Source organism: Pseudomonas sp. NPDC087185, assembly GCF_044744955.1.
Lineage (GTDB): Bacteria > Pseudomonadota > Gammaproteobacteria > Pseudomonadales > Pseudomonadaceae > Aquipseudomonas.
Map to the genome: position 1 here is coordinate 449,977 of NZ_JBIUZK010000006.1, position 21,835 is coordinate 471,811.

At 63.1% G+C, this 21,835-nt stretch carries 20 protein-coding genes; 12 read left to right on the forward strand and 8 right to left on the reverse strand.

All coding sequences use genetic code 11. From position 1 onward, the window contains the following. The first annotated feature begins 7 nt into the window (after positions 1-7). Positions 8-370, forward strand: coding sequence for a PilZ domain-containing protein (locus tag ACIPIJ_RS22285; RefSeq protein ID WP_401080569.1), 363 nt, complete (start codon positions 8-10; stop codon positions 368-370). Positions 371-633: 263 nt separating this feature from the next. Continuing rightward, positions 634-2,151, forward strand: coding sequence for a nucleobase:cation symporter-2 family protein (locus ACIPIJ_RS22290; RefSeq protein ID WP_401080571.1), 1,518 nt, complete (start codon positions 634-636; stop codon positions 2,149-2,151). A gap of 105 nt (positions 2,152-2,256) precedes the next feature. Here ACIPIJ_RS22290 and radA read toward each other — a convergent pair whose 3' ends face one another. Further along, positions 2,257-3,624 (reverse strand): DNA repair protein RadA, encoded by a 1,368-nt coding sequence (radA, locus tag ACIPIJ_RS22295; RefSeq protein WP_401080573.1) that lies wholly within the window; start codon positions 3,622-3,624, stop codon positions 2,257-2,259. Positions 3,625-3,801: 177 nt separating this feature from the next. Here radA and mscL point away from each other — a divergent pair, with 177 nt between their 5' ends. Next, the gene (gene mscL / locus ACIPIJ_RS22300) at positions 3,802-4,221 is read left to right on the forward strand and encodes a large-conductance mechanosensitive channel protein MscL (RefSeq protein ID WP_346613910.1); all 420 of its coding nucleotides are present in this window, start codon (positions 3,802-3,804) and stop codon (positions 4,219-4,221) included. Positions 4,222-4,253: 32 nt separating this feature from the next. Here mscL and ACIPIJ_RS22305 read toward each other — a convergent pair whose 3' ends face one another. Further along, positions 4,254-5,030 carry a ferredoxin--NADP reductase gene (locus ACIPIJ_RS22305; RefSeq protein ID WP_401080575.1) on the reverse strand — a complete coding sequence of 259 codons (777 nt, stop codon included), beginning with the start codon at positions 5,028-5,030 and terminating at the stop codon, positions 4,254-4,256. A 212-nt stretch (positions 5,031-5,242) separates the two neighbouring features. Here ACIPIJ_RS22305 and ACIPIJ_RS22310 point away from each other — a divergent pair, with 212 nt between their 5' ends. Continuing rightward, a complete protein-coding gene (locus ACIPIJ_RS22310) occupies positions 5,243-5,956 on the forward strand; it encodes an autoinducer binding domain-containing protein (protein ID WP_401080577.1) in 714 nt (237 codons plus the stop codon). 93 nt (positions 5,957-6,049) lie between these two features. After that, a complete protein-coding gene (locus tag ACIPIJ_RS22315; RefSeq protein ID WP_401080579.1) occupies positions 6,050-7,174 on the forward strand; it encodes a methyltransferase in 1,125 nt (374 codons plus the stop codon). A 33-nt stretch (positions 7,175-7,207) separates the two neighbouring features. On the opposite strand, the gene ACIPIJ_RS22320 is transcribed toward ACIPIJ_RS22315, so the two are convergent. The 3 genes from ACIPIJ_RS22320 to ACIPIJ_RS22330 are packed head-to-tail and all read right to left on the reverse strand — an operon-like array spanning position 7,208 to position 9,820. After that, the gene (locus tag ACIPIJ_RS22320) at positions 7,208-7,363 is read right to left on the reverse strand and encodes a DUF2474 domain-containing protein (RefSeq protein WP_081663495.1); all 156 of its coding nucleotides are present in this window, start codon (positions 7,361-7,363) and stop codon (positions 7,208-7,210) included. 9 nt (positions 7,364-7,372) lie between these two features. After that, positions 7,373-8,380 (reverse strand): cytochrome d ubiquinol oxidase subunit II, encoded by a 1,008-nt coding sequence (gene cydB / locus ACIPIJ_RS22325; protein ID WP_401080581.1) that lies wholly within the window; start codon positions 8,378-8,380, stop codon positions 7,373-7,375. A gap of 3 nt (positions 8,381-8,383) precedes the next feature. After that, positions 8,384-9,820 (reverse strand): cytochrome ubiquinol oxidase subunit I, encoded by a 1,437-nt coding sequence (locus tag ACIPIJ_RS22330; protein WP_401080583.1) that lies wholly within the window; start codon positions 9,818-9,820, stop codon positions 8,384-8,386. Between the two features lie 346 nt (positions 9,821-10,166). Here ACIPIJ_RS22330 and ACIPIJ_RS22335 point away from each other — a divergent pair, with 346 nt between their 5' ends. The 5 genes from ACIPIJ_RS22335 (at position 10,167) to ACIPIJ_RS22355 (ending at position 15,443) form a co-directional block, all read left to right on the forward strand. After that, positions 10,167-11,387: an MFS transporter gene (locus ACIPIJ_RS22335; protein WP_387532317.1), complete on the forward strand. Its 1,221-nt coding sequence runs from the start codon at positions 10,167-10,169 to the stop codon at positions 11,385-11,387. A 177-nt stretch (positions 11,388-11,564) separates the two neighbouring features. Next, positions 11,565-12,860, forward strand: coding sequence for an NCS2 family permease (locus ACIPIJ_RS22340; RefSeq protein ID WP_401080585.1), 1,296 nt, complete (start codon positions 11,565-11,567; stop codon positions 12,858-12,860). Further along, complete coding sequence (trmA, locus tag ACIPIJ_RS22345) at positions 12,857-13,942, forward strand: tRNA (uridine(54)-C5)-methyltransferase TrmA (protein WP_401080587.1); 1,086 nt, start codon at positions 12,857-12,859, stop codon at positions 13,940-13,942. The genes ACIPIJ_RS22340 and trmA overlap by 4 nt, the downstream gene beginning before the upstream one ends. 58 nt (positions 13,943-14,000) lie before the next feature. Further along, complete coding sequence (locus ACIPIJ_RS22350) at positions 14,001-14,906, forward strand: LysR family transcriptional regulator (RefSeq protein WP_401080589.1); 906 nt, start codon at positions 14,001-14,003, stop codon at positions 14,904-14,906. Positions 14,907-15,008: 102 nt separating this feature from the next. Then, complete coding sequence (locus ACIPIJ_RS22355; RefSeq protein ID WP_401080591.1) at positions 15,009-15,443, forward strand: cupin domain-containing protein; 435 nt, start codon at positions 15,009-15,011, stop codon at positions 15,441-15,443. Between the two features lie 36 nt (positions 15,444-15,479). Here ACIPIJ_RS22355 and pcaG read toward each other — a convergent pair whose 3' ends face one another. Continuing rightward, positions 15,480-16,085 carry a protocatechuate 3,4-dioxygenase subunit alpha gene (gene pcaG / locus ACIPIJ_RS22360; RefSeq protein ID WP_401080593.1) on the reverse strand — a complete coding sequence of 202 codons (606 nt, stop codon included), beginning with the start codon at positions 16,083-16,085 and terminating at the stop codon, positions 15,480-15,482. 10 nt (positions 16,086-16,095) lie between these two features. Beyond that, positions 16,096-16,815 (reverse strand): protocatechuate 3,4-dioxygenase subunit beta, encoded by a 720-nt coding sequence (gene pcaH / locus ACIPIJ_RS22365; protein ID WP_401080595.1) that lies wholly within the window; start codon positions 16,813-16,815, stop codon positions 16,096-16,098. A 188-nt stretch (positions 16,816-17,003) separates the two neighbouring features. Here pcaH and ACIPIJ_RS22370 point away from each other — a divergent pair, with 188 nt between their 5' ends. Beyond that, positions 17,004-17,888: a neutral zinc metallopeptidase gene (locus ACIPIJ_RS22370; RefSeq protein WP_401080597.1), complete on the forward strand. Its 885-nt coding sequence runs from the start codon at positions 17,004-17,006 to the stop codon at positions 17,886-17,888. 318 nt (positions 17,889-18,206) lie between these two features. Further along, positions 18,207-19,991, forward strand: coding sequence for a methyl-accepting chemotaxis protein (locus ACIPIJ_RS22375; RefSeq protein ID WP_401080694.1), 1,785 nt, complete (start codon positions 18,207-18,209; stop codon positions 19,989-19,991). Positions 19,992-20,110: 119 nt separating this feature from the next. Here the strand turns inward: ACIPIJ_RS22375 and ggt are convergent, their stop codons facing one another. Then, entirely contained in the window at positions 20,111-21,778 is a 1,668-nt protein-coding gene (gene ggt / locus ACIPIJ_RS22380) for a gamma-glutamyltransferase (protein WP_401080599.1), read from the reverse strand. Positions 21,779-21,835: the final 57 nt, after the last annotated feature.

Genomic DNA, 21,835 nt, shown 5'->3' on the forward strand with positions numbered 1-21,835 from the left:
CTTGCCCATGCGCCAACACGACGAACGCCGCCGTTTCCAACGCATCGACTTCGATGCCCCCACCGAGCTGCGCCAGGGTGACCGCCGCTGGCCGGTAAAACTCATCGATCTGTCGCTCAAGGGCCTGCTGATAGAGCGCCCCCCCACCTGGGATGCCGACCTGACCCAGGATTTCGACGCGATCATCCACCTGGACCGCGTAACGCGCGTTCAGATGCAGGTCGAGTTGCGCCATGAAGAGCCTTTGCGCCTGGGCTTCGTGTGCCTGTTCATCGACGTCGAATCGATGACTCATCTGCACCGTCTTGTGGAATTGAACGTGGCCGACAGCACCGAAATGATGCGCGAGCTGCGACAACTCATCGAATAATGAAATCTCTTAGCTAGCTTAGATTTTTCCCACCTTTCGTTTCCTGTCTACCCAGACAGCTTCACGCCTGGGTAGCAGCGCTTTGTACACAGCCCTCTGGCACAGCTTTTAGCGACTTGGTACGCGAACTGCATTGCAGTCTTGCACACACTGCAAGGCCGCTTGTTCGCGCTCCAATCAAAATATTGTATACAATTCTTGTAGCAATCATTTGTAGGAAGTGTCTACAGTAGCGGCACAACAATAAACAGAGAGCCTGCTCAATGACTACGTCCCCTAGCACGTCTCCCGCCAAGCGCCCCGAGGACGAAAACCTCGGGCTTGGCGCCAACCTGGCTTATGGTCTGCAGCACGTGCTGACCATGTATGGCGGGATCGTCGCAGTACCCCTGATCCTGGGGCAGGCCGCTGGCCTGAACGGTGCCGAGATCGGCATGCTGATCGCCGCCTCGCTGTTCGCCGGCGGCCTGGCCACGTTGTTGCAAACGCTTGGCCTGCCCTTCTTCGGTTGTCAGCTGCCGTTGGTACAAGGCGTGTCGTTCGCCGGTGTGGCGACCATGGGGGCGATTCTCAGCAGCGAGGGCGGTGGTGGCCTGCCGGGCGTGCTGGGCGCGGTCATGGCAGCGTCGCTGATCGGCTTCCTGATCACCCCGGTGTTCTCGCGCATCACCAAGTTCTTCCCACCACTGGTCACCGGTATCGTCATCACCACCATCGGCCTGACCCTGATGCCCGTGGCCGCACGCTGGGTGATGGGCGGCAACAGCGCCTCGCCGGAGTTCGGCAGCATGGCCAACATCGGCCTGGCAGGGCTGACCTTCGCCATCGTGCTGCTGCTGAGCAAATTGGGCAGCGCGACCATCTCGCGGCTGTCGATCCTCCTGGCCATGGTGTTCGGCACCCTGATCGCCTGGGCGCTGGGCATGACCGACTTCAGCAAGGTCGCCGAAGGCCCGATGTTCGCCTTCCCCACGCCGTTCCACTTCGGCATGCCGACCTTCCACATCGCGGCGATCCTGTCGATGTGCATCGTGATCATGGTAACGCTGGTGGAAACCTCGGCAGACATCCTGGCCGTGGGTGAGATCATCGACACCAAGGTCGACTCCAAGCGCCTGGGCGACGGCCTGCGTGCCGACATGGCGTCGAGCATCCTGGCGCCGATCTTCGGTTCCTTCACCCAGAGCGCCTTCGCCCAGAACGTCGGCCTGGTGGCCGTGACCGGGGTCAGGAGCCGCTATGTGGTGGCCACCGGTGGCGTGATCCTGGTGGTGCTCGGCCTGCTGCCGGTCATGGGCCGGGTGATTGCCGCGGTACCCACCCCGGTACTTGGCGGCGCGGGCATCGTGCTGTTCGGCACCGTGGCGGCCAGTGGCATTCGCACCCTGTCGAAGGTCAACTACAAGAACAACGTCAACCTGATCATCGTCGCCGCCTCGCTGGGCTTCGGCATGATCCCGATTGCCGCGCCGACCTTCTACCACCACTTCCCGAACTGGTTCGAAACCATCTTCCACTCGGGCATCAGCTCGTCGGCGATCATGGCCATCCTGCTGAACCTGATCTTCAACCACTTCACGGCCGGCAACTCGGACCAGCAGTCGGTGTTTGCCGCAGCCTACGAACGCACCATCCAGTATTCGGACATCTCCTCGCTGCGTGATGGCGACTACTTCAAGGATGGCAAGCTGTTCGATGCCGATGGCAACGAAGTGCCGGTGCTGGAAATGGACGAGCATGGCAACGCGGCGCCCAGGCGAACACCGGTCGCCGAGCATTGACCGCTGACTGAGCGGTTACGCGGGGGAGCCGACGCGCATCGTCGGCTCCCCTTTTTGTTTACCGGAGCTGGCCTTGTCCCGCGAAGAGGCCAGCTCAGGTGATGATTACTCGAACAAGGCATCCAAGGCCTGTTCCAGCCGAGTCACGGCAATCACCTGCAACCCCGGTGGCGATTCCTTCGGCGCGTTACCCTTGGGCACGATGGCGCGCTTGAAGCCATGCTTGGCCGCCTCCTTCAAGCGCTCCTGCCCACTCGGCACAGGGCGCACCTCACCGGACAAGCCGATCTCACCGAACACCAGCAGCCCATGAGCCAACGGCCGGTTGCGCAGGCTGGACATCACTGCCGCCAGCAGGGCCAGGTCGGAGGCGGTTTCCAGCACTTTCACTCCCCCCACCACGTTGAGGAACACGTCCTGGTCATGGGTAGGGATGCCGCCGTGCCGGTGCAGCACCGCCAGCAGCATGGCCAGGCGGTTCTGGTCCAGGCCCAAGGTAACCCGCCGTGGGTTGGCCAGATGGCTGTCATCGACCAGCGCCTGCACCTCCACGAGCATCGGCCGAGTGCCTTCCCAGGTGGCCATGACCACACTGCCCGGCACTTCTTCCTGGGCCCGGTTGAGGAAAATCGCCGAAGGGTTGGACACCTCTTTCAGGCCACGGTCGGTCATACCAAACACGCCCAGCTCGTTGACCGCACCGAAGCGGTTCTTCACCGCCCGCAGCAGGCGCAGGCGGCCATCGGACTCGCCCTCGAAATACAGCACGGTGTCGACCATATGCTCCAGCACCCGCGGTCCGGCCAGCGAGCCTTCCTTGGTAACGTGGCCAACCAGGAAGATCGCCGTGCCGCTCTGCTTGGCGTAGCGCACCAGCAACGCCGCGCTCTCACGCACCTGAGCCACGCCGCCCGGTGCCGACTGCAACTGCTCGGTGAAGATGGTCTGGATCGAATCGATGACCATGACCCGCGGTTTTTCAACCCGCGCCGTGGCGATGATGGTCTCGATGCAGGTCTCGGTCATCACCTTGAGCTGGTCCTGCGGCAGGCCCAGGCGCCGCGAGCGCATGGCCACCTGCTGCTGGGATTCCTCGCCGGTGACGTACAGCGCCGGCATGCCCACGGCGATATTGCACAAGGTCTGCAGCAGGATGGTCGACTTGCCGATGCCGGGGTCACCGCCAATCAACACCACCGAACCATCGACCAGGCCACCGCCCAGCACGCGATCGAGTTCGGTGCTGCTGGTGGTAAAGCGTGGTATTTCCTCGACGCTGACTTCGGCCAGGGTCTTGATCTGCGCCTGTTGCCCGGTCCAGCCGGCGCGGCCGCTGGGCGCCGCCGCGCCGCCGCTCTCGATCATGGTTTCGACCAAGGTATTCCAGGCGCCGCATTCGCCACATTGGCCAGCCCATTTGGGGAAGGTCGCGCCACATTCGGTGCAGCCATACAAACGCTTGGCCTTGGCCATGGGCAGGGTCTCCTGGAAAAAACCGCCATGATAGCCGACACAGACGTGTCTCGAACGCGCCGGGATGCGACAAAACTATTCGTTATAAGCGCAGTCACTAGCCCTGAACACCACGCATGAAGCGTTTTAGTGGCTTACACTGCGTTAACCTCACCATTTGTTACAAAGGAATCGAACATGGGTATGATCAGTGAGTTCAAGGCCTTCGCGGTCAAAGGCAATGTCGTCGACATGGCGGTCGGTATCATCATCGGCGCAGCCTTCGGCAAGATCGTCTCCTCTTTCGTCGGCGACGTGGTCATGCCGCCATTGGGGCTGCTGATCGGTGGCGTGGACTTCAGTGACCTGGCCATAACCCTGAAGGCAGCCGAAGGCGACATCCCGGCCGTGGTGCTGGCTTATGGCAAGTTCATCCAGACCGTGATCGACTTCGTGATCGTGGCGTTCGCCATCTTCATGGGCGTGAAAGTGATCAACCGCTTGAAGCGCGAAGAGGCCGTGGCACCGAGCGTGCCGCCTGCGCCGACGCCGCAGGAAACGCTGCTGACCGAGATTCGCGACCTGCTCAAGACGCAGAACCAGGATCGCCTGCCCTGAAATGAGTGGGGGCGCCTCGCGCGCCCCCTGCATCACCAGTAGTTTTCCACCGCCACCTGACCCGGCCGTTTGCTCAGGCTCAGCTGCAGGTCGCGCGCCTTGAGCACCTTGCGCGTGTCATCAATCATCTGCGGGTTACCGCAGAGCATGATCCGCGAGTGCTCAGGCGAAAACTCAAGCCCCGCCGCCTTCTCCAGTTCGCCGTTCTCGATCAGCGTGGTAATGCGCGCGTTCAAGGCCCCTGGGTGCTGCTCACGGGTGACCACCGGAATGAATTGCAGCTTGCCGGCGAACTCGGCCAGGTAGTCACGCTGCTCAAGCCCGGCGATTTCGTCCACATACGCCAGTTCGTTCGCCTCGCGCACCGAATACACCAGTTTGATGTTGTCGAAGCGCTCCCAGGCCTCGAAGTCCTGCAGGATCGACATGAACGGCGCAATGCCGGTACCGGTCGCCAGCAGCCACAGGTCACGCCCGCCGACAAAGCGGTCAAGCGTCAGGAAGCCAAAGGCCTGGCGGTCGATCAGCAGGGAATCGCCCTCGCCCAGGCGGCTGAGCTCGCTGGTGAACTCGCCACCTGGCACCACGATGGAAAAGAAGTCCAGATGTTCATCATGCGGCGCGCTGACCATCGAGTAGGCACGCCAGACCACGCTGCCGTCGGCCTTGGTGACGCCCAGGCGGGCGAACTGGCCGGAACGGAAACGAAAACCCGCATCGCGAGTCACCCGCAGGCTGAACAGGTTCGGCGTCAGCGGCTGGACGTCGAGCAGGGTCTGGCGGGTAAACTTGTCGGCACTGGCGGTCATGACGGGCTCCAAAAATAGCGTGCGCACAGTGTCGCGCAAAGCGGCCTGGATAAAAACCACCTTAATGTAGGGGCACGGCAAGACGATCGTGCCGATTTGGCAGAGAAACCTGATCGCTATAACAAAAAAATCCCAACATAGCGCTCGGACTTTTCCTACAATCCTCCGGGTATGCGAACGGATTGGATCCGGAAATCGAGGGAGTGTAACGGATGCTTCAATGGAATCATGAGCATCTACATAGGCTGATCAGCGAGAGCACGCCGCAAAAGGTGTTCGACCTCGCTGTGCACCTGGCACAGGACATGGAGATGGACTTTCTGGGCCTTAAGATTCGCATTCAGCTTGCAGCCCAGTCCCCCAAGCTCTACCTCTACAGCAACTATCCGGTTGCGTGGATCGAGCGCTACCAGCGCGATGAGTTCTACAAGCAGGATGCGGCAGCGGCACGCAGCCATGCTTCGACCATGCCGGTGTTGTGGAGCGACGACCTGTACCGCGACACGCCGTATTTTCGCGAGCAAGCCTGCCAGCATGGCCTTCGCCATGGCTGGACCCAGTCACTGCACGATCTGCAGCACAACGAGAGCCAGGTCAGCGTGGCCAGGCCCATCGGCGAAGTGAGCATCGCCGAACTCTACGACAAAGCCGGCAAGGTGCAGTGGCTGTGCCACACCCTGCACGCGATCATCAGCGAGCATCACCTGGCCAGGCTCTGCTCGCCACAGCCGAAGATGAGCGAGCGGGAACTCGAGGTGCTCAAGTGGTCGGCCGCTGGCAAGACGGCTGCCGATGTCGCCTGCATCCTGTCGCTGTCGCAAAGCACGGTTAACTTCCATATCCGCAGTGTGATCACCAAGACCAATGCCTCGAACAAGGCAGCCGCCATTGCGATCCTCGCGATGCGCGGCCTGATCGATCAGTAGCCAGGCCTGCGACCGTCGGCAAAGCCCTGTAGAATCGCGGACCAAAGCCCGTGGCGATCCGCGACGGGCAGATCCGTACCCGAGCCAGACGCCATGCCCCTGTTGACCACCCCCTTTGCCGAACTCGACCTGATCCGCCAGCCGGACCAGGCCAACGACCCGCTGCAGGCCTTCGATGCCGCCGATGAGTACCTGCTCGAGCAGTTGCATGGGCAGCAGCTGGCTGCCGAGAGCCGCGTGCTGGTGCTCAATGACAGCTTCGGAGCCCTGGCCGCCAGCCTGGTTGGCCACCTGTCGGTGGTCAGCAGCGGTGACTCGCACCTGGCCCACCTGGCCCTTGAGAAAAACCTCGCGCGCAACGGCAAGGCGTTCGACAGCGTGCCGTTCGTGCCGGCCAGTGCGCACTGGCAAGGCCCGTTCGATTGCGTGCTCGTTCGCGTGCCCAAGACCCTGGCCCTGCTCGAAGAGCAACTGATCCGTCTGCAAGGCCACCTGGCCCCGGGCGCCCAGGTGATCGCCGGGGCCATGATCAAACACCTGCCGCGGGCGGCGGGCGACCTGCTGGAGCAATACATCGGCCCGGTGCAGGCTTCGCTCGCCCAGAAAAAGGCGCGCCTGCTGACCGCCACCGTCGCCGAGCGCCCTGCCGCACGTTCGCCCTACCCGACTCGCTATCAACTGGACACACCGGTGCTGGAACTGCTCAACCATGCCAACGTGTTCTGCCGCGATGGCCTGGACATCGGCACCCGCGCGTTCCTCCCACACCTGCCACGCGACCTGGGCAATGCACGGGTTGCCGACCTGGGGTGCGGCAACGGCGTGCTGGGCATCGCCAGCGCGCTGGCCAACCCGCAGGCGCATTACACGCTGGTCGACGAGTCGTACATGGCAGTGCAGTCGGCCCAGGAAAACTGGCAGGCGGCGCTGGGCGACCGTGCGGTGACAGTATTGGCAGGCGACGGCCTGGCCGGGGTGGAGAAGCAGTCGCTGGACGTGGTGCTGTGCAACCCGCCGTTCCACCAGCAGCAGGTGGTGGGCGACTTCCTGGCCTGGCGCATGTTCCAGCAGGCGCGCGAAGCGCTGGTGGTGGGTGGGGCGCTGTATATCGTCGGTAACCGCCACTTGGGCTATCACAGCAAGCTGGCGCGGCTGTTCCGGGGCGTTGAGCAAGTGGCGGCGACGCCGAAGTTCGTGATCCTCAAAGCCCGCAAATAAGCAAAAGGGGCGCAAAGCGCCCCTTCAGCCGTATCAGTGGGTGGTGAGCCCGGCAGCCCCCATGAACAGCCGCATCACATAAGCGGCCACACCCAGCGCCGCCACGCTCATCGCCCAGATCAGCAGCAGCCAGCCCAGCCGCTGCCAAAGCGGTTTCTTCTCTTCCAGGCCATGTTTGCCAGTCATCATGCGCCCCTCCTAGTGATAGCCGTCTTCGTGGGTCACCTTGCCGCGGAACACGTAGTAGCTCCAGAAGGTGTACCCGAGGATGAACGGCAGGATGAACAACGTGCCCACCAGCATGAAGCCCTGGCTCTGCGGCGGCGCGGCGGCCTCCCAGATCGAGATCGACGGCGGGATGATGTTCGGCCACAGGCTGATGCCCAGGCCGCTGTAGCCGAGGAAGATCAGCACCAGGGTCAACAGGAACGGCGTGTAGTTGGCACTGCGCGCCACCGCCTTGAACAGGCCGTAGAAGGTCACCAGCACCAGGATCGGCACCGGCATGAACCACAACAGGTTAGGCATGCTGAACCAGCGATCGGCAATCTGTGGGTAGGCGATCGGCGTCCACAGGCTGACGATACCGATCACCACCAGCAACACCAGTGCCAGGGGCCGGCCTAGCTTGTGCATCTGTTCTTGCAACGGCCCTTCAGTCTTCATGATCAACCACGTGCAGCCCAGCAAGGTATAGGCAACGATCAGCCCCAGGCCGCAGAACAGGCTGAACGGGGTCAGCCAGTCGAGCGTGCCGCCGGCGTAATGCCGGTCGACCACCTTGAACCCCTCCATGAATGCGCCCAGTGCAACGCCCTGGAAGAAGGTCGCCACCAGCGAGCCGCCGATGAACGCCTTGTTCCAGATGTGGCGCTTGTCATCCTTGGCCTTGAAGCGGAATTCGAACGCCACCCCGCGGAAGATCAGGCCGATGAGCATGAGGATCAGCGGCAGGTACAAGGCCTCGAGCACCACTGCGTAGGCCATCGGGAACGCCCCGAACAGCCCGGCGCCGCCAAGGATCAGCCAGGTTTCGTTGCCGTCCCACACCGGGGCGACGGTGTTCATCATCACGTCACGGTCACGCTCGCCCTTGACGAAGGGGAAGAGCATGCCGATCCCCAGGTCGAAACCATCCATCACCACGTACATCATGACGCCGAAGATGATGATCACAGCCCAGATCAGCGGAAGGTCGATACCCATGGCTCAGTTCTCCTTGCTCAGGCTGGCGTTGTTGGCCTCGCGGCCATCATCGGCGGCCGACAATGGCCGCGCCGGCGTGCGTTTCTGCCCCGGGCCGCCTGGCGTGTGTTCATCGCCCTCGCCGGTTTTCGGCCCTTTGCGCACCAGGCGCATCATGTAGCCCAGGCCCGTGCCGAACAGCGCGAAGTACACCACCACGAAGGCCACCAGAGTGAAACCGAGCTGTGCATAACTGTGGTTGGACACCCCTTCGGAGGTGCGCATCAGGCCATACACCACCCACGGCTGGCGGCCGATCTCGGTGGTAAACCAGCCGGCCAGGATTGCGATAAGGCCGGACGGGCCCATCCACAACGTCAGGTACAGGAACGGCCGTGAACTGTAGAGCGTGCCGCGCTTGCGCAGCCACAGGCTCCACAGGCCGACGAAGATCATCAGGAAGCCGAGCCCGACCATGACCCGGAACGACCAGAAGACGATGGTCGAGTTGGGCCGGTCTTCAGGCGGGAATTCCTTCATCGCCGGCACCTGTTTATCCAGGCTGTGGGTGAGGATCAGGCTGCCAAGTGCCGGAATCTCTACCTTGAAGCGTGTGGTTTCGGCTTTCATGTCAGGGATGCCGAACAGGATCAGCGGGGTCGGCTCGCCGGGGACGTTTTCCCAGTGGCCTTCGATTGCGGCAATTTTCACGGGTTGGTGCTTCAGGGTGTTGAGGCCGTGGAAGTCGCCAATCACCGCCTGCACCGGCGCCACGATCAGCGCCATCCACATGGCCATCGAGAGCATCTTGCGCACGGCCGGGTTATCGCGCCCGCGCAGCAGGTGCCAAGCCGCCGAGGCGCCAACAAAGAACGCCGTGGCGACGAACGCGGCCGTGGCCATGTGCATCAGCCGGTAGGGGAACGACGGGTTGAAGATGATTGCCAGCCAGTCCACCGGCACCACCCGGCCGTCGATGATCTCGTGGCCTTGCGGGGTCTGCATCCAGCTGTTGGAGGCGAGGATCCAGAAGGTCGAGACCAGCGTACCCAGCGCCACCATTACCGTGGCGAAGAAGTGCAGGCCGCGGCCCACACGGTTCCAGCCAAACAGCATGACACCGAGGAAGCCCGCTTCGAGGAAGAACGCGGTCAGCACTTCATAGGTAAGGAGGGGGCCGGTCACCGCACCGGCAAAGTCCGAAAAGCGGCTCCAGTTGGTACCGAACTGATAGGCCATGACCAGGCCGGAGACCACGCCCATGCCGAAGTTGACGGCGAAGATCTTCGACCAGAAGTGGTAGAGGTCACGGTAGACCTGCTCATGGGTCCTCAGCCAAAGGCCCTCGAGAACCGCCAGGTAGCTCGCCAGGCCGATGGTGATGGCCGGGAACAGGATGTGGAACGACACGGTAAAGGCAAACTGAATTCGGGCGAGCTCTAGGGCTTCTATTCCGAACATGGTGCTTCCTCTTCAGATAATCCGGCTTCCGGGCTTTTAGCCCCGTTGCCCACTGCCCCCACGTTTCAGTCGAGTGCGGCACGTTGGAATTGTTCTGTTCGATCGCAGGGATTTCGGCCCACAGGCCAACTCGTTGCTTCTGGAACGATTGATCCAGATCAACGATTGCTAGGAAGCATAGTCGCGAATGGCCCGTCGGGCCGTGTGGTTGATTGCCGCGTGACGGGTTGCCCCACCCTCTTTCGGAAAGCGTGAAAAAGTGCCGAATGTGGCAAACAGTAACTGTTTGTTACAAACAGATGATACGCTGCCGACCCCTCTACTGCGCCGAGGCCACAGGTTCACGATGTCCGATTCCGCACCGCAGTTATTGCGCCATCACCGCCCCTTCGTTGCTTTCTGGCTGGCCCGTGTGTTCACCGCCAGCGGCTTTCAGATGCTCACCGTGGCTATCGGCTGGCACCTCTATCAACTGACCGGCAATGTGCTCGACCTAGGGCTGGTCGGCCTGGTCGAATTCGCCCCGCGCGTGCTGTTCATGCTGCACACCGGGCATGTCGCCGACCGTTATGACCGGCGCAAGGTCGCCGCGCTGTGCCAGACCCTGCAGGGGTTGATCGCCCTGGCGCTGGCGCTGGGCAGCGCCACCGACAATGTCAGCCGCGAGCTGATCTTCGTGCTGGCGTTCCTGCTGGGCGCCACCCGCTCGTTCGAAATGCCCGCCACCCAGGCTCTGCTGCCCAACGTGGTGCCGCCCGGGCTGTTTCCGCGGGCCGTGGCGGCGTCTGCCTCGGCGACCCAGGCAGCGACCATCGTCGCCCCGGCCGTGGGCGGGTTTCTGTATGCCTTCGGCAGCATCTGGGTGTATGGGCCAACCGTGGCCTTGTACGCCATTGCCTGCCTGTTGATGCTGAGCCTCGATTCGCGCCAGCAAGTGCCCCAGCGCGGCCGCGCCAGCCTGGAGTCGCTGCTGGCAGGGATCCGCTTCATCCGTAGCCGCCCAGACATCCTCGGGGCCATTTCCCTTGACCTGTTCGCCGTGCTGCTGGGCGGCGCCACGGCGCTGCTGCCGGTGTTCGCCAAGGACATCCTGCTCACTGGCCCCTGGGGCTTGGGCCTGCTGCGCTCGGCCCCAGCGGTGGGTGCGCTGCTGATGTCGCTGTGGCTGGCGCGCTTCCCGGTGGAGCGCAAGGTCGGCCGCATCATGTTCACCGCCGTCGGGGTGTTCGGCGTGGCGACCATCGCCTTCGGCCTGTCGACCTCGTTCTGGTTCTCGCTGGCGGTGCTGGTGGTGCTGGGCGCGGCGGACATGATCAGCATGGTCATCCGTGGCGCGTTCGTGCAGTTGGAGACGCCGGATGAGATGCGTGGGCGGGTGAGCGCGGTGAACGGCTTGTTCATCGGTGCCTCAAATCAGCTCGGCGAGTTCGAATCCGGGGTCACGGCGCACTGGTTTGGCACGGTGCCGGCGGTGGTGCTCGGCGGTGTGGGTACCTTGGTGGTGACTGGGGTGTGGATAAAACTGTTCCCGACGCTGGCCAAGCGGGATCGCCTGCACAACGGCTGAGGCCGCTATTGATTCACGCGATGACCAGTCCCCAACGGCCATAGGCCCCCGCCACCCATGCTGGTATGATGCGCGGCTTTTTTCCTCCCCACACAAAACCACGGCACCCGGTACGGTCTGTGCTTTGCTGATGGGGTCGATACAATCACGGCGCCGGGGGCGCCTTGGGGAGCGGGCATGCTGGAAAGGCTGTTTCAACTAAGAGCACACAACACCAACGTGCGCACCGAGATTCTCGCGGGCGTGACTACCTTCCTGGCCATGGCCTACATCCTGTTCGTCAACCCGAGCATCCTCGGCGAGACCGGCATGGACAAGGGCGCGATCTTCGTCGCCACCTGCCTGGCTGCAGCCATCGGCTCGACCACCATGGGCCTGATCGCCAACTACCCGATCGCCCTGGCGCCGGGCATGGGCCTGAACGCGTTCTTCACCTACACCGTGGTCCTGCACATGGGCCACACCTGGCAAGTGGCGCTGGGGGCGGTGTTCCTGTCGGCGGTGATGTTCTTCCTGCTGTCGATTTTCCGCATCCGCGAATGGATCGTGAACAGCATCCCGCTGCCGCTGCGCTCGGCCATCGCCGCCGGTATCGGTCTGTTCCTGGCGCTGATCGCCCTGCATAACGCGGGCATCGTCGTCGATAACCCGGCCACCCTGGTGGGTATGGGCGACCTCAAGCAGCCCTCGGTGATCCTCGCCACGCTGGGCTTCTTCCTGATCGTCGGCCTTGAATCGCTGAAAGTGCGCGGTGCAGTGCTGATCGGCATCCTGGCCGTCACCGTCGCGTCTATCGCGATGGGCGTCACGCCGTTCGGCGGCATCGTGTCGATGCCTCCTTCGCTGGCACCGACCTTCTTGCAACTGGACATCGCCGGTGCCCTTGATGTGGGCCTGATCAGCGTGATCTTCGCGTTCCTCTTCGTCGACCTGTTCGACAACTCCGGCACCCTGATCGCCGTGGCCAAGCGCGCCGGCCTGATGGGCAAGGACGGCCACATGCCGAAGATGGGCCGCGCCCTGATCGCCGACAGCACCGCGGCCATGGCCGGTTCCCTGCTGGGCACCTCGACCACCACCAGCTACATCGAGTCGGCGGCAGGCGTGAGCGCCGGTGGCCGCACCGGCCTCACCGCCATCGTGGTGGCCGTATTGTTCCTGCTGGCACTGTTCTTCGCCCCGCTGGCCGGTAGCGTACCGGCCTTCGCCACCGCCCCGGCGCTGCTGTTCGTCGCCGTGCTGATGGCTTCGGGCCTGGCAGAAATAAACTGGGACGACGTCACCGAGGCCGCGCCAGTGGTGGTGACCGCCCTGGCCATGCCGTTGACCTACTCGATCGCCAACGGCATCGCCTTCGGTTTCATCTCCTGGACCGCCGTCAAGCTGATTTCGGGCCGCCATCGCGACCTGAACCCGGCACTGGTGATCCTTTCCATCCTGTTCGTCATCAAGCTGGGCTGGTTCAACGCATGAGTGCTGCATTCGACCCTAGCGCCTACGATGCGCAACTGCAGGGCAAGGTCGCGCGCCTGCGCGAGCTGCTGGCCCCCTTTGGGGCGCCGGAGCCGGCGGTGTTCGACTCGCCGCGCGAGCATTACCGGCTGCGCGCCGAGTTCCGCCTGTGGCGCCAGGACGGCCAGCGCCACTATGCGATGTTCGCCCCCGGCGATAAGCACAACGCCATCCTGATCGACGATTTCCCCATCGCCAGCGAGCGCATCAACGCCCTGATGCCACGCCTCAAGGCCGCCTGGCAGGCCAGCGAGGAACTGAGCAATCGCCTGTTCCAGGTGGAGTTCCTCACCACCCTGGCCGGCGATGCGATGGTCACGATGTGCTATCACCGCCCGCTGGACGACGCCTGGGAAGTGGCGGCACGGCAGTTGGCCGAGCAACTGGGGGTGAGCCTGATCGGCCGCTCGAAGGGAAAACGCCTGGTCATCGGCCGCGACTATGCCGTGGAGAAACTCGACGTGGCCGGCCGCGTGTTCAGCTATCGCCAGCCGGAAGGCGCGTTCACTCAGCCCAACGGCGCGGTGAACCAGAAGATGCTGAGCTGGGCGTTCGACGCCATTGGCGAGCGCGATGACGACCTGCTGGAGCTGTACTGCGGCAACGGCAACTTCACCCTGCCGCTGGCCACCCGCGTGCGCCAGGTGCTGGCCACCGAGATCAGCAAGACCTCGGTCAACGCCGCGCTGAGCAACCTCGACGAAAACGCTGTGGATAACGTGCGGCTGGTACGCCTGTCGGCGGAAGAGCTGACCCAGGCGCTAAATGACGTGCGGCCGTTCCGGCGGCTGGAAGGCATCGACCTGAAAAGCTACGAATTCGGCACCGTGTTCGTCGACCCGCCGCGTGCCGGCATGGACCCGGACACCTGCGAGCTGACCCGGCGTTTCGAGCGGATCCTGTACATCTCGTGCAACCCCGAGACGCTGGCGCAGAACATCGCCCAGCTGCAAGATACCCACCGTATCGAACGCTGTGCGCTGTTTGACCAGTTCCCGTATACCCATCATATGGAAAGCGGGGTGCTGCTGGTTCGGCGCTGATCCGCGCTGCGTTGGGGCCTCGCTGGCCCCAGCGCACGCTGCCAGGAGAGTTGTGCCGATGGACCAGTTCAGCGCCATGCAGTCCTTCCGCCGGGTCGTCGACCTCGGCAGTTTCAGTGCCGCCGCCAGCCAGGCGGGCGTCTCGCATACCGTCCTGTCACGCCAGGTAAAGCAGCTCGAACGCCACCTCGGCACGCAATTGCTTACCCGCACCACACGCCGGCTGCACCTCACCGAAGCCGGAGCACTGTTCTATCGCCATTGCGTGCAGATTCTCGAACAGATGCAAGCAATGACCCTGGAATTGTCCGAACACCAGCAGCAACCCACCGGTACCTTGCGCCTGGGCGTGGCCACAGCGTTTGGTGAACTGGAACTGGGGCGCTGGCTGCCGGATTTCGTCGAGTGCCATCCCCTGCTGCAGATCGAACTGCATTGCAGCGATCGCTTCGTCGACCTTCTGGAAGAGGAAATCGACGTGTGCCTGCGGGTCACCGACCATCTGCCCGACTCCAGCCTGGTGGCACGCCGGCTGGCGAGCAGCGAAGTGATCCTGGTCGCCGCCCCGGGTTATCTCGAACGCCACGGCACACCGGCTACGCTCGATGAACTCGCCAGCCACGCCCTGCTCGGCTACAGCCAGCTACTGCACCCACAGCGCCTGCAGCTGGCCAGCGCCAGTGGCACACAGCGCGACATCCTCATGCCCCGGCGCCTGAGTGCCAACTCGCCGATGGCCCTGCGCGCCGCCGCCATCGGCGCCCTGGGCATCGCCAGCTTCGACCGGTTCATCGTGCACGACGCCCTGCTGGACGGGCGGCTGGTGCCGGTGCTGGAAGATTGGAAGCAGCCAGCGCGCAGCCTTTACGCGGTTTATCCACAGAGCCGCTACCTGGCGCCCAAGGTGCGGGCATTGCTGGATTACGTGCAGGCGTACTATTCACAAGCGAGATGGGAATACTGATTTGTGCCTTATATGCACAGGTTATGACTAAATTGGCCTGTATTTGTGCACAGCTCGATTAGTTAGCCTTTGTTGGTCGTCATTCAACGAAGGAGTTCCATCATGAAAGCACTACAGGCAATTATCGCGGCCTTGACACTCAGCACGTTGGCCGTCGGCGTCAACGCGGGGCAAACGACCGTTTCCGTCACCGACAACGCGGCCTTGAAGTGGCAGGACGTGCCCAATACCAACGGCGCCGTCAGCTACGCCAATGTCGAAGGCGATATCTTCGGCAAGGGGCCGTACTCGGCCTATGTGAAATTCAGAAAAGGCACCGACAATGGCCTGCACCAGAACACCCAGACGCTGCCGACGGTCGTCCTGGGTGGAACCTTCTATGCGGTAATCGATGGCAAGCGCACCGAGTATACGGCTGGGTCGTATTACAAACTGCCGGCCGATCAGGTGCATGAAAGTGGCTGCACGGCAGTTGGCGATTGCCTGCTGTTCCAGTACCAGGAGGGCGCGTTCGACCTCAAGCCTGTGAAAGGCTGAAAGCTTGGGGCTGCTTTGGCAGCCCCGCGTTGCCTGTCAGAAGTCGAAGAACACCGTCTCCCCTTCCCCTTGGATACGGATATCGAAACGATACGCGGTCTTTCCATCCACTTCGCAACGCTTGGCAACCAAGGTCTCGCGGCGCTGCGGCTGCTCGATCAGGTTGAGCACGGGGCACTTGGCGTTGGCTTCGGCCTCGTCGTCGAAATACAGGCGTGTGTGCAGGTGGATGTTGATGCCACGGGCGAACAGGCTGATGTTGATGTGCGGCGCCATCGGCACGCCGGCGGCATTCTTCACCACACCCGGCTTGACCGTCTGCACGGTCCACTCGCCAGCGTCGAAGGTGGTGGCGGTGCGGCCGAAGCTGTTGAAGGCGTTTTCCAGGTTGTAATCATCCTGGTACTGGCCGGCGGCATCGGCCTGCCACAGTTCCAGGAACGAATCGCGCACCAGGTGGCCGTTGCCGTCATACACCTGGCCGATCAGCAGAATATGTTCACCCGGTGCCTCGGGCTTGGCCAGGCAGTTCCAGATTTCCTGGTCGCGGGTCGGGTTACCAGCCGCTTCCAGGGCAAGGCCGATGTGCACGTAGGGGCCGGCGGTCTGCGAAGGGGTTTCCGGCAGCAGTTCGATTGGCATGGCGGGGTCCTCAGCAGTTTTCGAAGTGGGTCTTGCGCTGGCCGCGCAGCACGATGTCAAAGCGGTACGCCAGGCAGTCCATCGGGTTGCCGTTGCTCATGTCGAGTTTGGCGATCAACTGCTGCACCGCTTCTGGGTTGGCGATCGACTTGACGATCGGGCACATCGGGATCAGCGGGTCGCCTTCGAAGTACAGCTGGGTGATCAGCTTGGTGGCGATCGACGGGCCGCTGACCGCCACGTGGATGTGCGCTGGGCGCCAGTCGTTGGGGCCGTTGCGCCATGGGTACGGGCCCGGCTTGATGGTGCGGAAGCTGTAGTAGCCGTCGCGGTCGGTCAGGCAGCGGCCGACACCACCGAAGTTCGGGTCCAGCGGCGCCAGGTAGCGGTCGTTCTTGTGGCGGTAGCGGCCGCCGGCGTTGGCCTGCCAGATTTCCACCAGGGTGTTGGCCACCGGCTTGCCATACTGGTCGACGACGCGGCCGGCAACGATGATGCGTTCACCGATCGGCAAACCACCGTTGTTGAAGTTCAGCAGCAGGTCATGGTCGTGGGCGCCGAAGCCCAGGTGGGTGAAGTCCGGGCCGGTGGTTTCGCTGATCGACTGCGGAATGCTGACCAGTGCCTGGCGCGGCGAGCGGGCAATGGACGTCTTGTAGTCGGGCGTCAGGGCCTTGGGGTGCCAGTTGCGATCACGGATCACGAAGCGGCTGTTGTCCTGGGCGGGCATGCCGTTTTCCTCTCTTGGAATTATCTGAACGCCTGGGCTAGGCAGGCGGACTTGCAGTTTCAGATAAGTCGGCAGGGATGAAAATTGAATTCAGCGGTCCGTTACTTAACCAAATGGTTATGCATTAGTCCCTTTGGCGGGTGTGAACTAATCTTTGACTTCATGTTTCAAGCTCGGGAGTGCATCTGATGGAATGGCGAAAAGGCCGGCGCAGCGACAACGTGGTCGATGCCCGGGGCGAAGGTGGCGGCGGCGGCATGCGCTTTGGTGGCGGCAAGGGGCTGGGCCTCGGTGCGATCCTGCTGATCGTCGGCATCGGCTGGCTGACGGGCCAGGACCCGCTGCAGATCCTCGGCCAGCTCACTGGGCAGTTGGAGCAGCAACAGCAGGCGCCCAGCGGCGCGGGCAACAAGGCGCCAGCGGCCAACGACGAGCAGGCGCAGTTCGTCGCCTCGATCCTGGGCGACACCGAAGACACCTGGAAGGCCCTGTTCTCCCAGGCCGGCAAGCAATACCAAGACCCCAAGCTGGTGCTGTTCAGCGGCCAGGTGAATTCCGCCTGCGGTTTCGCCTCGGCGGCGGTGGGCCCGTTCTACTGCCCGGCGGATCAGCGGGTGTACCTGGACATGTCGTTCTTCCGCGAGATGGAAACGCGCTTCGCCGCTGCGGGCGATTTCGCCCAGGCCTACGTGATTGCCCACGAGATCGGCCACCATGTGCAGACCTTGCTCGGCGTGTCGGCCAAGATCGACGCCGCACGCCGCAACGGCCAGCGCATGGAAGGTGACAATGGCCTGTTGGTGCGCCAGGAACTGCAAGCCGATTGCCTGGCCGGGGTATGGGCGTATCAGGCGCAAAAACGCTTGAACTGGCTGGAACCTGGGGATGTCGAGGAAGCATTGAATGCCGCCAACGCGATTGGTGATGACCGGTTGCAGCAGAAAGGCCAAGGGCGCGTGGTGCCCGACTCGTTCACCCATGGTACGTCGGCGCAACGGGTGCGCTGGTTCAAGGCCGGGTTTGCCCAAGGTGAAGTGAACAGCTGCGATACCTTTAGTGCGCGCAGCCTTTGAGCTTTACCCGTAAGGCGCCCTGAAAACACAAGCGTTTTCAGGGCGTTACAAATCAGCTGAAAAAGCGTTTCAGCTTCCCCGCCATTTGCCGATAACTCCTGCACGATTCAGCGGGCATCCAGAACAACAACGCCTGGCGATCGAAAAATGATCAAGTGAGCGAAATTTTTCTGGAGAGCGTGCATGAACAGCTGGTTCGCCAACATCAGCGTCAACCTCAAACTCGGCCTGGGCTTCGGCCTGGTGCTGGTCCTTACCGGCCTGCTGGCCCTGACTGGCTGGACCAGCCTGGGCAGCCTGATCGACCGCAGCAACTGGATGGGCGACATCGGCCAGCTCAACAAAGACCTGACCGACCTGCGCGTGGCGCGGCTGCAGTACATGATCGCCAACGGCGACGATACCGCTGCCGCCAATACCCAGGCCAAGCTGGACGCGTTCAGCAAACAGCAGGAATACCTGGTCACCACGTTCAAGAGCCCAGAGAACGTCAAGCTGCTCAAGGAGCTGGGCCAGACCATCAGCGAGTACAAAGTCTCGCTGAACAAGATGCGCGCCGGCTACAAGAGCTCGCTGGCTGCCCGTGACGCCATGAATGTGTCGGCGGCCAAGGCCGATGAGGCCATGGAAACCCTCAGCCAGGACGTCATGGCACGCCCCGAGGCAGACGGCGTGCGCCTGGCGCAATACCAGCTGATCAGCAAGGCGCGCCAGCAACTGCTGCAAGTGCGCATCGACGTGCGCGGCTACATCGCCGACAACACCGCAGCCAACGAGCAGGCCGCGCTGCGCCAACTGGAATCGGCACTGGTGGAAATCGATAACCTCAAACGCCAGTTGCCAGCCGAAGCCACACGTGTGCAGCAGTTCGAGCAGTCGGTTCAGGCCTACCGCGAGGCCGTGCGCCAATTCCGCGATGCCGTCGCCGAAATCACCACCTCGCGCGCGGAAATGACCGTGCAAGGCGCCGACATCGTCAAGCGCAGCGATGCGTTGTACAAGATCCAGATCGACCGCCGTGACGTCGAAAGCACCCAGGCCCGCAGCCTGCAGACCATCGCCACCTTGCTGGCGCTGCTGGCCGGCGTACTGGCAGCTGTGATCATCACCCGGCAGATCACCCGCCCTCTGCGTGACACCCTGCAAGCCGTGGAGCGCATCGCCGGTGGCGACCTGACCCACGACATGCGCGTCACCCGCCGCGACGAAATCGGCGTGCTGCAGCAAGGCATCGCGCGCATGGGCACCACCCTGCGCGAGCTAATCAGCGGTATCCGCGATGGCGTCACGCAGATTGCCAGCGCCGCCGAAGAACTGTCGGCCGTCACCGAGCAGACCAGCGCCGGTGCCAACAGTCAGAAGGTCGAGACCGACCAGGTCGCCACCGCCATGCACGAAATGGCCGCGACCGTTCAGGAAGTGGCGCGCAATGCCGAGCAGGCTTCGCACGCCGCCACCGGTGCCGATGACGAAGCCCGTGCGGGTGATCGCGTGGTCGGCGAAGCGATCAGCCAGATCGAACGCCTGGCCGAAGAAGTGCACCGCTCCACCGAAGCCATGACCCTGCTGCAGCAGGAAAGCCAGAAGATTGGCAGCGTGATGGATGTGATCAAGTCGGTGGCCGAACAGACCAACCTGCTGGCGCTCAACGCCGCCATCGAGGCCGCCCGTGCCGGCGAGGCTGGCCGTGGCTTTGCCGTGGTCGCCGACGAAGTGCGCGGCCTGGCCCAGCGCACGCAGAAGTCCACCGAAGAGATCGAAGTGCTGGTGGCCGGCCTGCAGCATGGCACCCAGCAGGTGGCCAACGCCATGCAGGGCAGCCGCACCCTGACCGACAGCAGTGTCGAGCTGGCGCGCAAGGCTGGGGTTTCGCTGGAGAACATCACCAGCACGGTGTCGAGCATCCAGTCGATGAACCAGCAGATTGCTGCGGCGGCCGAGCAGCAGAGCGCGGTGGCTGAAGAAATCAGCCGCAGCATTCTGAATGTGCGGGATGTGTCGGAGCAGACGGCGGCGGCCAGTGATGAAACCGCGGCGTCTAGCGTCGAGCTGGCGCGCCTGGGTGGGCACTTGCAGATGTTGGTCAGCCAGTTCCGGGTGTGACCTTTAGATAGACTTCGCGGGGCAAGCCCGCTCCCACAGGATTACCGCTGCCTTCCGTGAGCGGTGAACCTGTGGGAGCGGGCTTGCCCCGCGAAGAGGCCAGCACCGGGTTTACAGAATTACTTGACGATCATCCCCACCCCGCGCCCACGCGGATCCGAAGCGGTCTCAAGCTTCGCCCCGTTCACCCGGATCGCCTGGATATCGCCCATCTCCCAGCCCTGATCCTCCAACACATACCCCATTTTCTTCAGGTCATCCGCCACCGGCCCGGTCAGCGGCGCATAGCTGTCGAAGTAGAGGGTGTCCTTGGGCAGCAACTGATGGTGCACACGCTGCGCCGCCACCGCCTTCTCCAGCGGCATGCCGTAGTCGTACAGGTTGTTCATCACCTGGAAGATCGAGGTGAAGATCCGCGAGCCACCTGGCGTGCCGATTACCAGTTCGACCTTGCCCTCGCGGGTCATCAGGCTCGGGCTCATGGAGGACAGCATGCGCTTGCCCGGTGCAATGGCGTTGGCATCACCGCCGACTACGCCAAAGGCGTTGGCCGCACCCGGCTTGGCGCTGAAGTCGTCCATTTCGTCGTTAAGCAGGAAGCCTGCGCCCTTGACCACCACGCCGCTGCCGTAGTCGAGGTTGAGGGTGTAGGTGTTGCTGACTGCGTTGCCCTGCCTGTCGACGATCGAGAAGTGCGTGGTCTGGTGCGGCTCCAGCCCCGGCTTGACGTCGTCGGTCGCGGAAATGGCCTTCGGGTTGACCTGCGCGGCGCGCTTGGCCAGGTAGTCCTTGGCGATCAGTTGATCGACTGGCACCTGGGTGAAGGCCGGGTCGCCCAGGTAGTCGGCACGGTCGGCGAACACGCGCTTCTCGATCTCGGCCAGCAGGTGGATGTACTGCGCCGAGTTGTGCGCCACACCCTTGAAGTCTGCCGCGCGGTCTTCCTTGATGCCCAGCAACTGGGCCAGGGCAACGCCGCCAGAGCTTGGTGGTGGCGCGGTGTACACCACATTGCCGCGCCAGCTCAGGGCCATCGGCTCGCGCCAGAGCGCTTTATAGTCCTTGAGGTCGTCCTTGGTGATCAGGCCCTTGTCAGCCTGCATCTGCGCCACCAGCAGGTCGGCGGTCTTGCCCTGGTAGAACTCGCTCACGCCCTTGTCGGCGATGCGCTCGAGGGTCTGGGCCATCTCCGGCTGCTTGAACAGCTCGCCGACCTTCATGTTGCCGAAATAGTCGTTGAAGTTGGTCGCGGTCTTGAACAAGCCCTGGGCATCGTTGCGGTACTGGTACTGTTTTTCGGCAATCTTGAAGCCGTTTTTCGCATAGCCGATGGCCGGGGTCAGCAGCTCGCTCCAGGGCAGCTTGCCGAATTTCTGGTGCGCTTCCCACAAGCCCATCACCGTGCCGGGTACGCCAGCCGCGCGAACGCCGACCAGGCTGAGGTTCTCGATGACCTCACCCTTTTCATCCAGGTACATGTTGCGAGTCGCCGCCTTCGGCGCCACTTCGCGGTAGTCGAGGAAGTACGGTTTGCCGTCGACGAACAGGGTCATGAAACCACCGCCACCGATGTTGCCGGCCTCGGGGTAGGTCACCGCCAGGGTGAAGGCCGTGGCCACGGCGGCATCCACCGCGTTGCCGCCTTTTTTCAGAATGTCGGCAGCCACCTGTGCGCCATATTGATCAGGCGCGGCCACCGCGCCACCCTCCAGGGTTGCCGCATAGGCCGAGGAACAGCTCAGGATTGCGGCTGCTAGCGCGAGATACTGGAACGGGACGATACGCATGACACTTCCTTGGTGTTGTTTTTGTTGATCACTCAGTAAGGCTGAAGCGCCTCGACT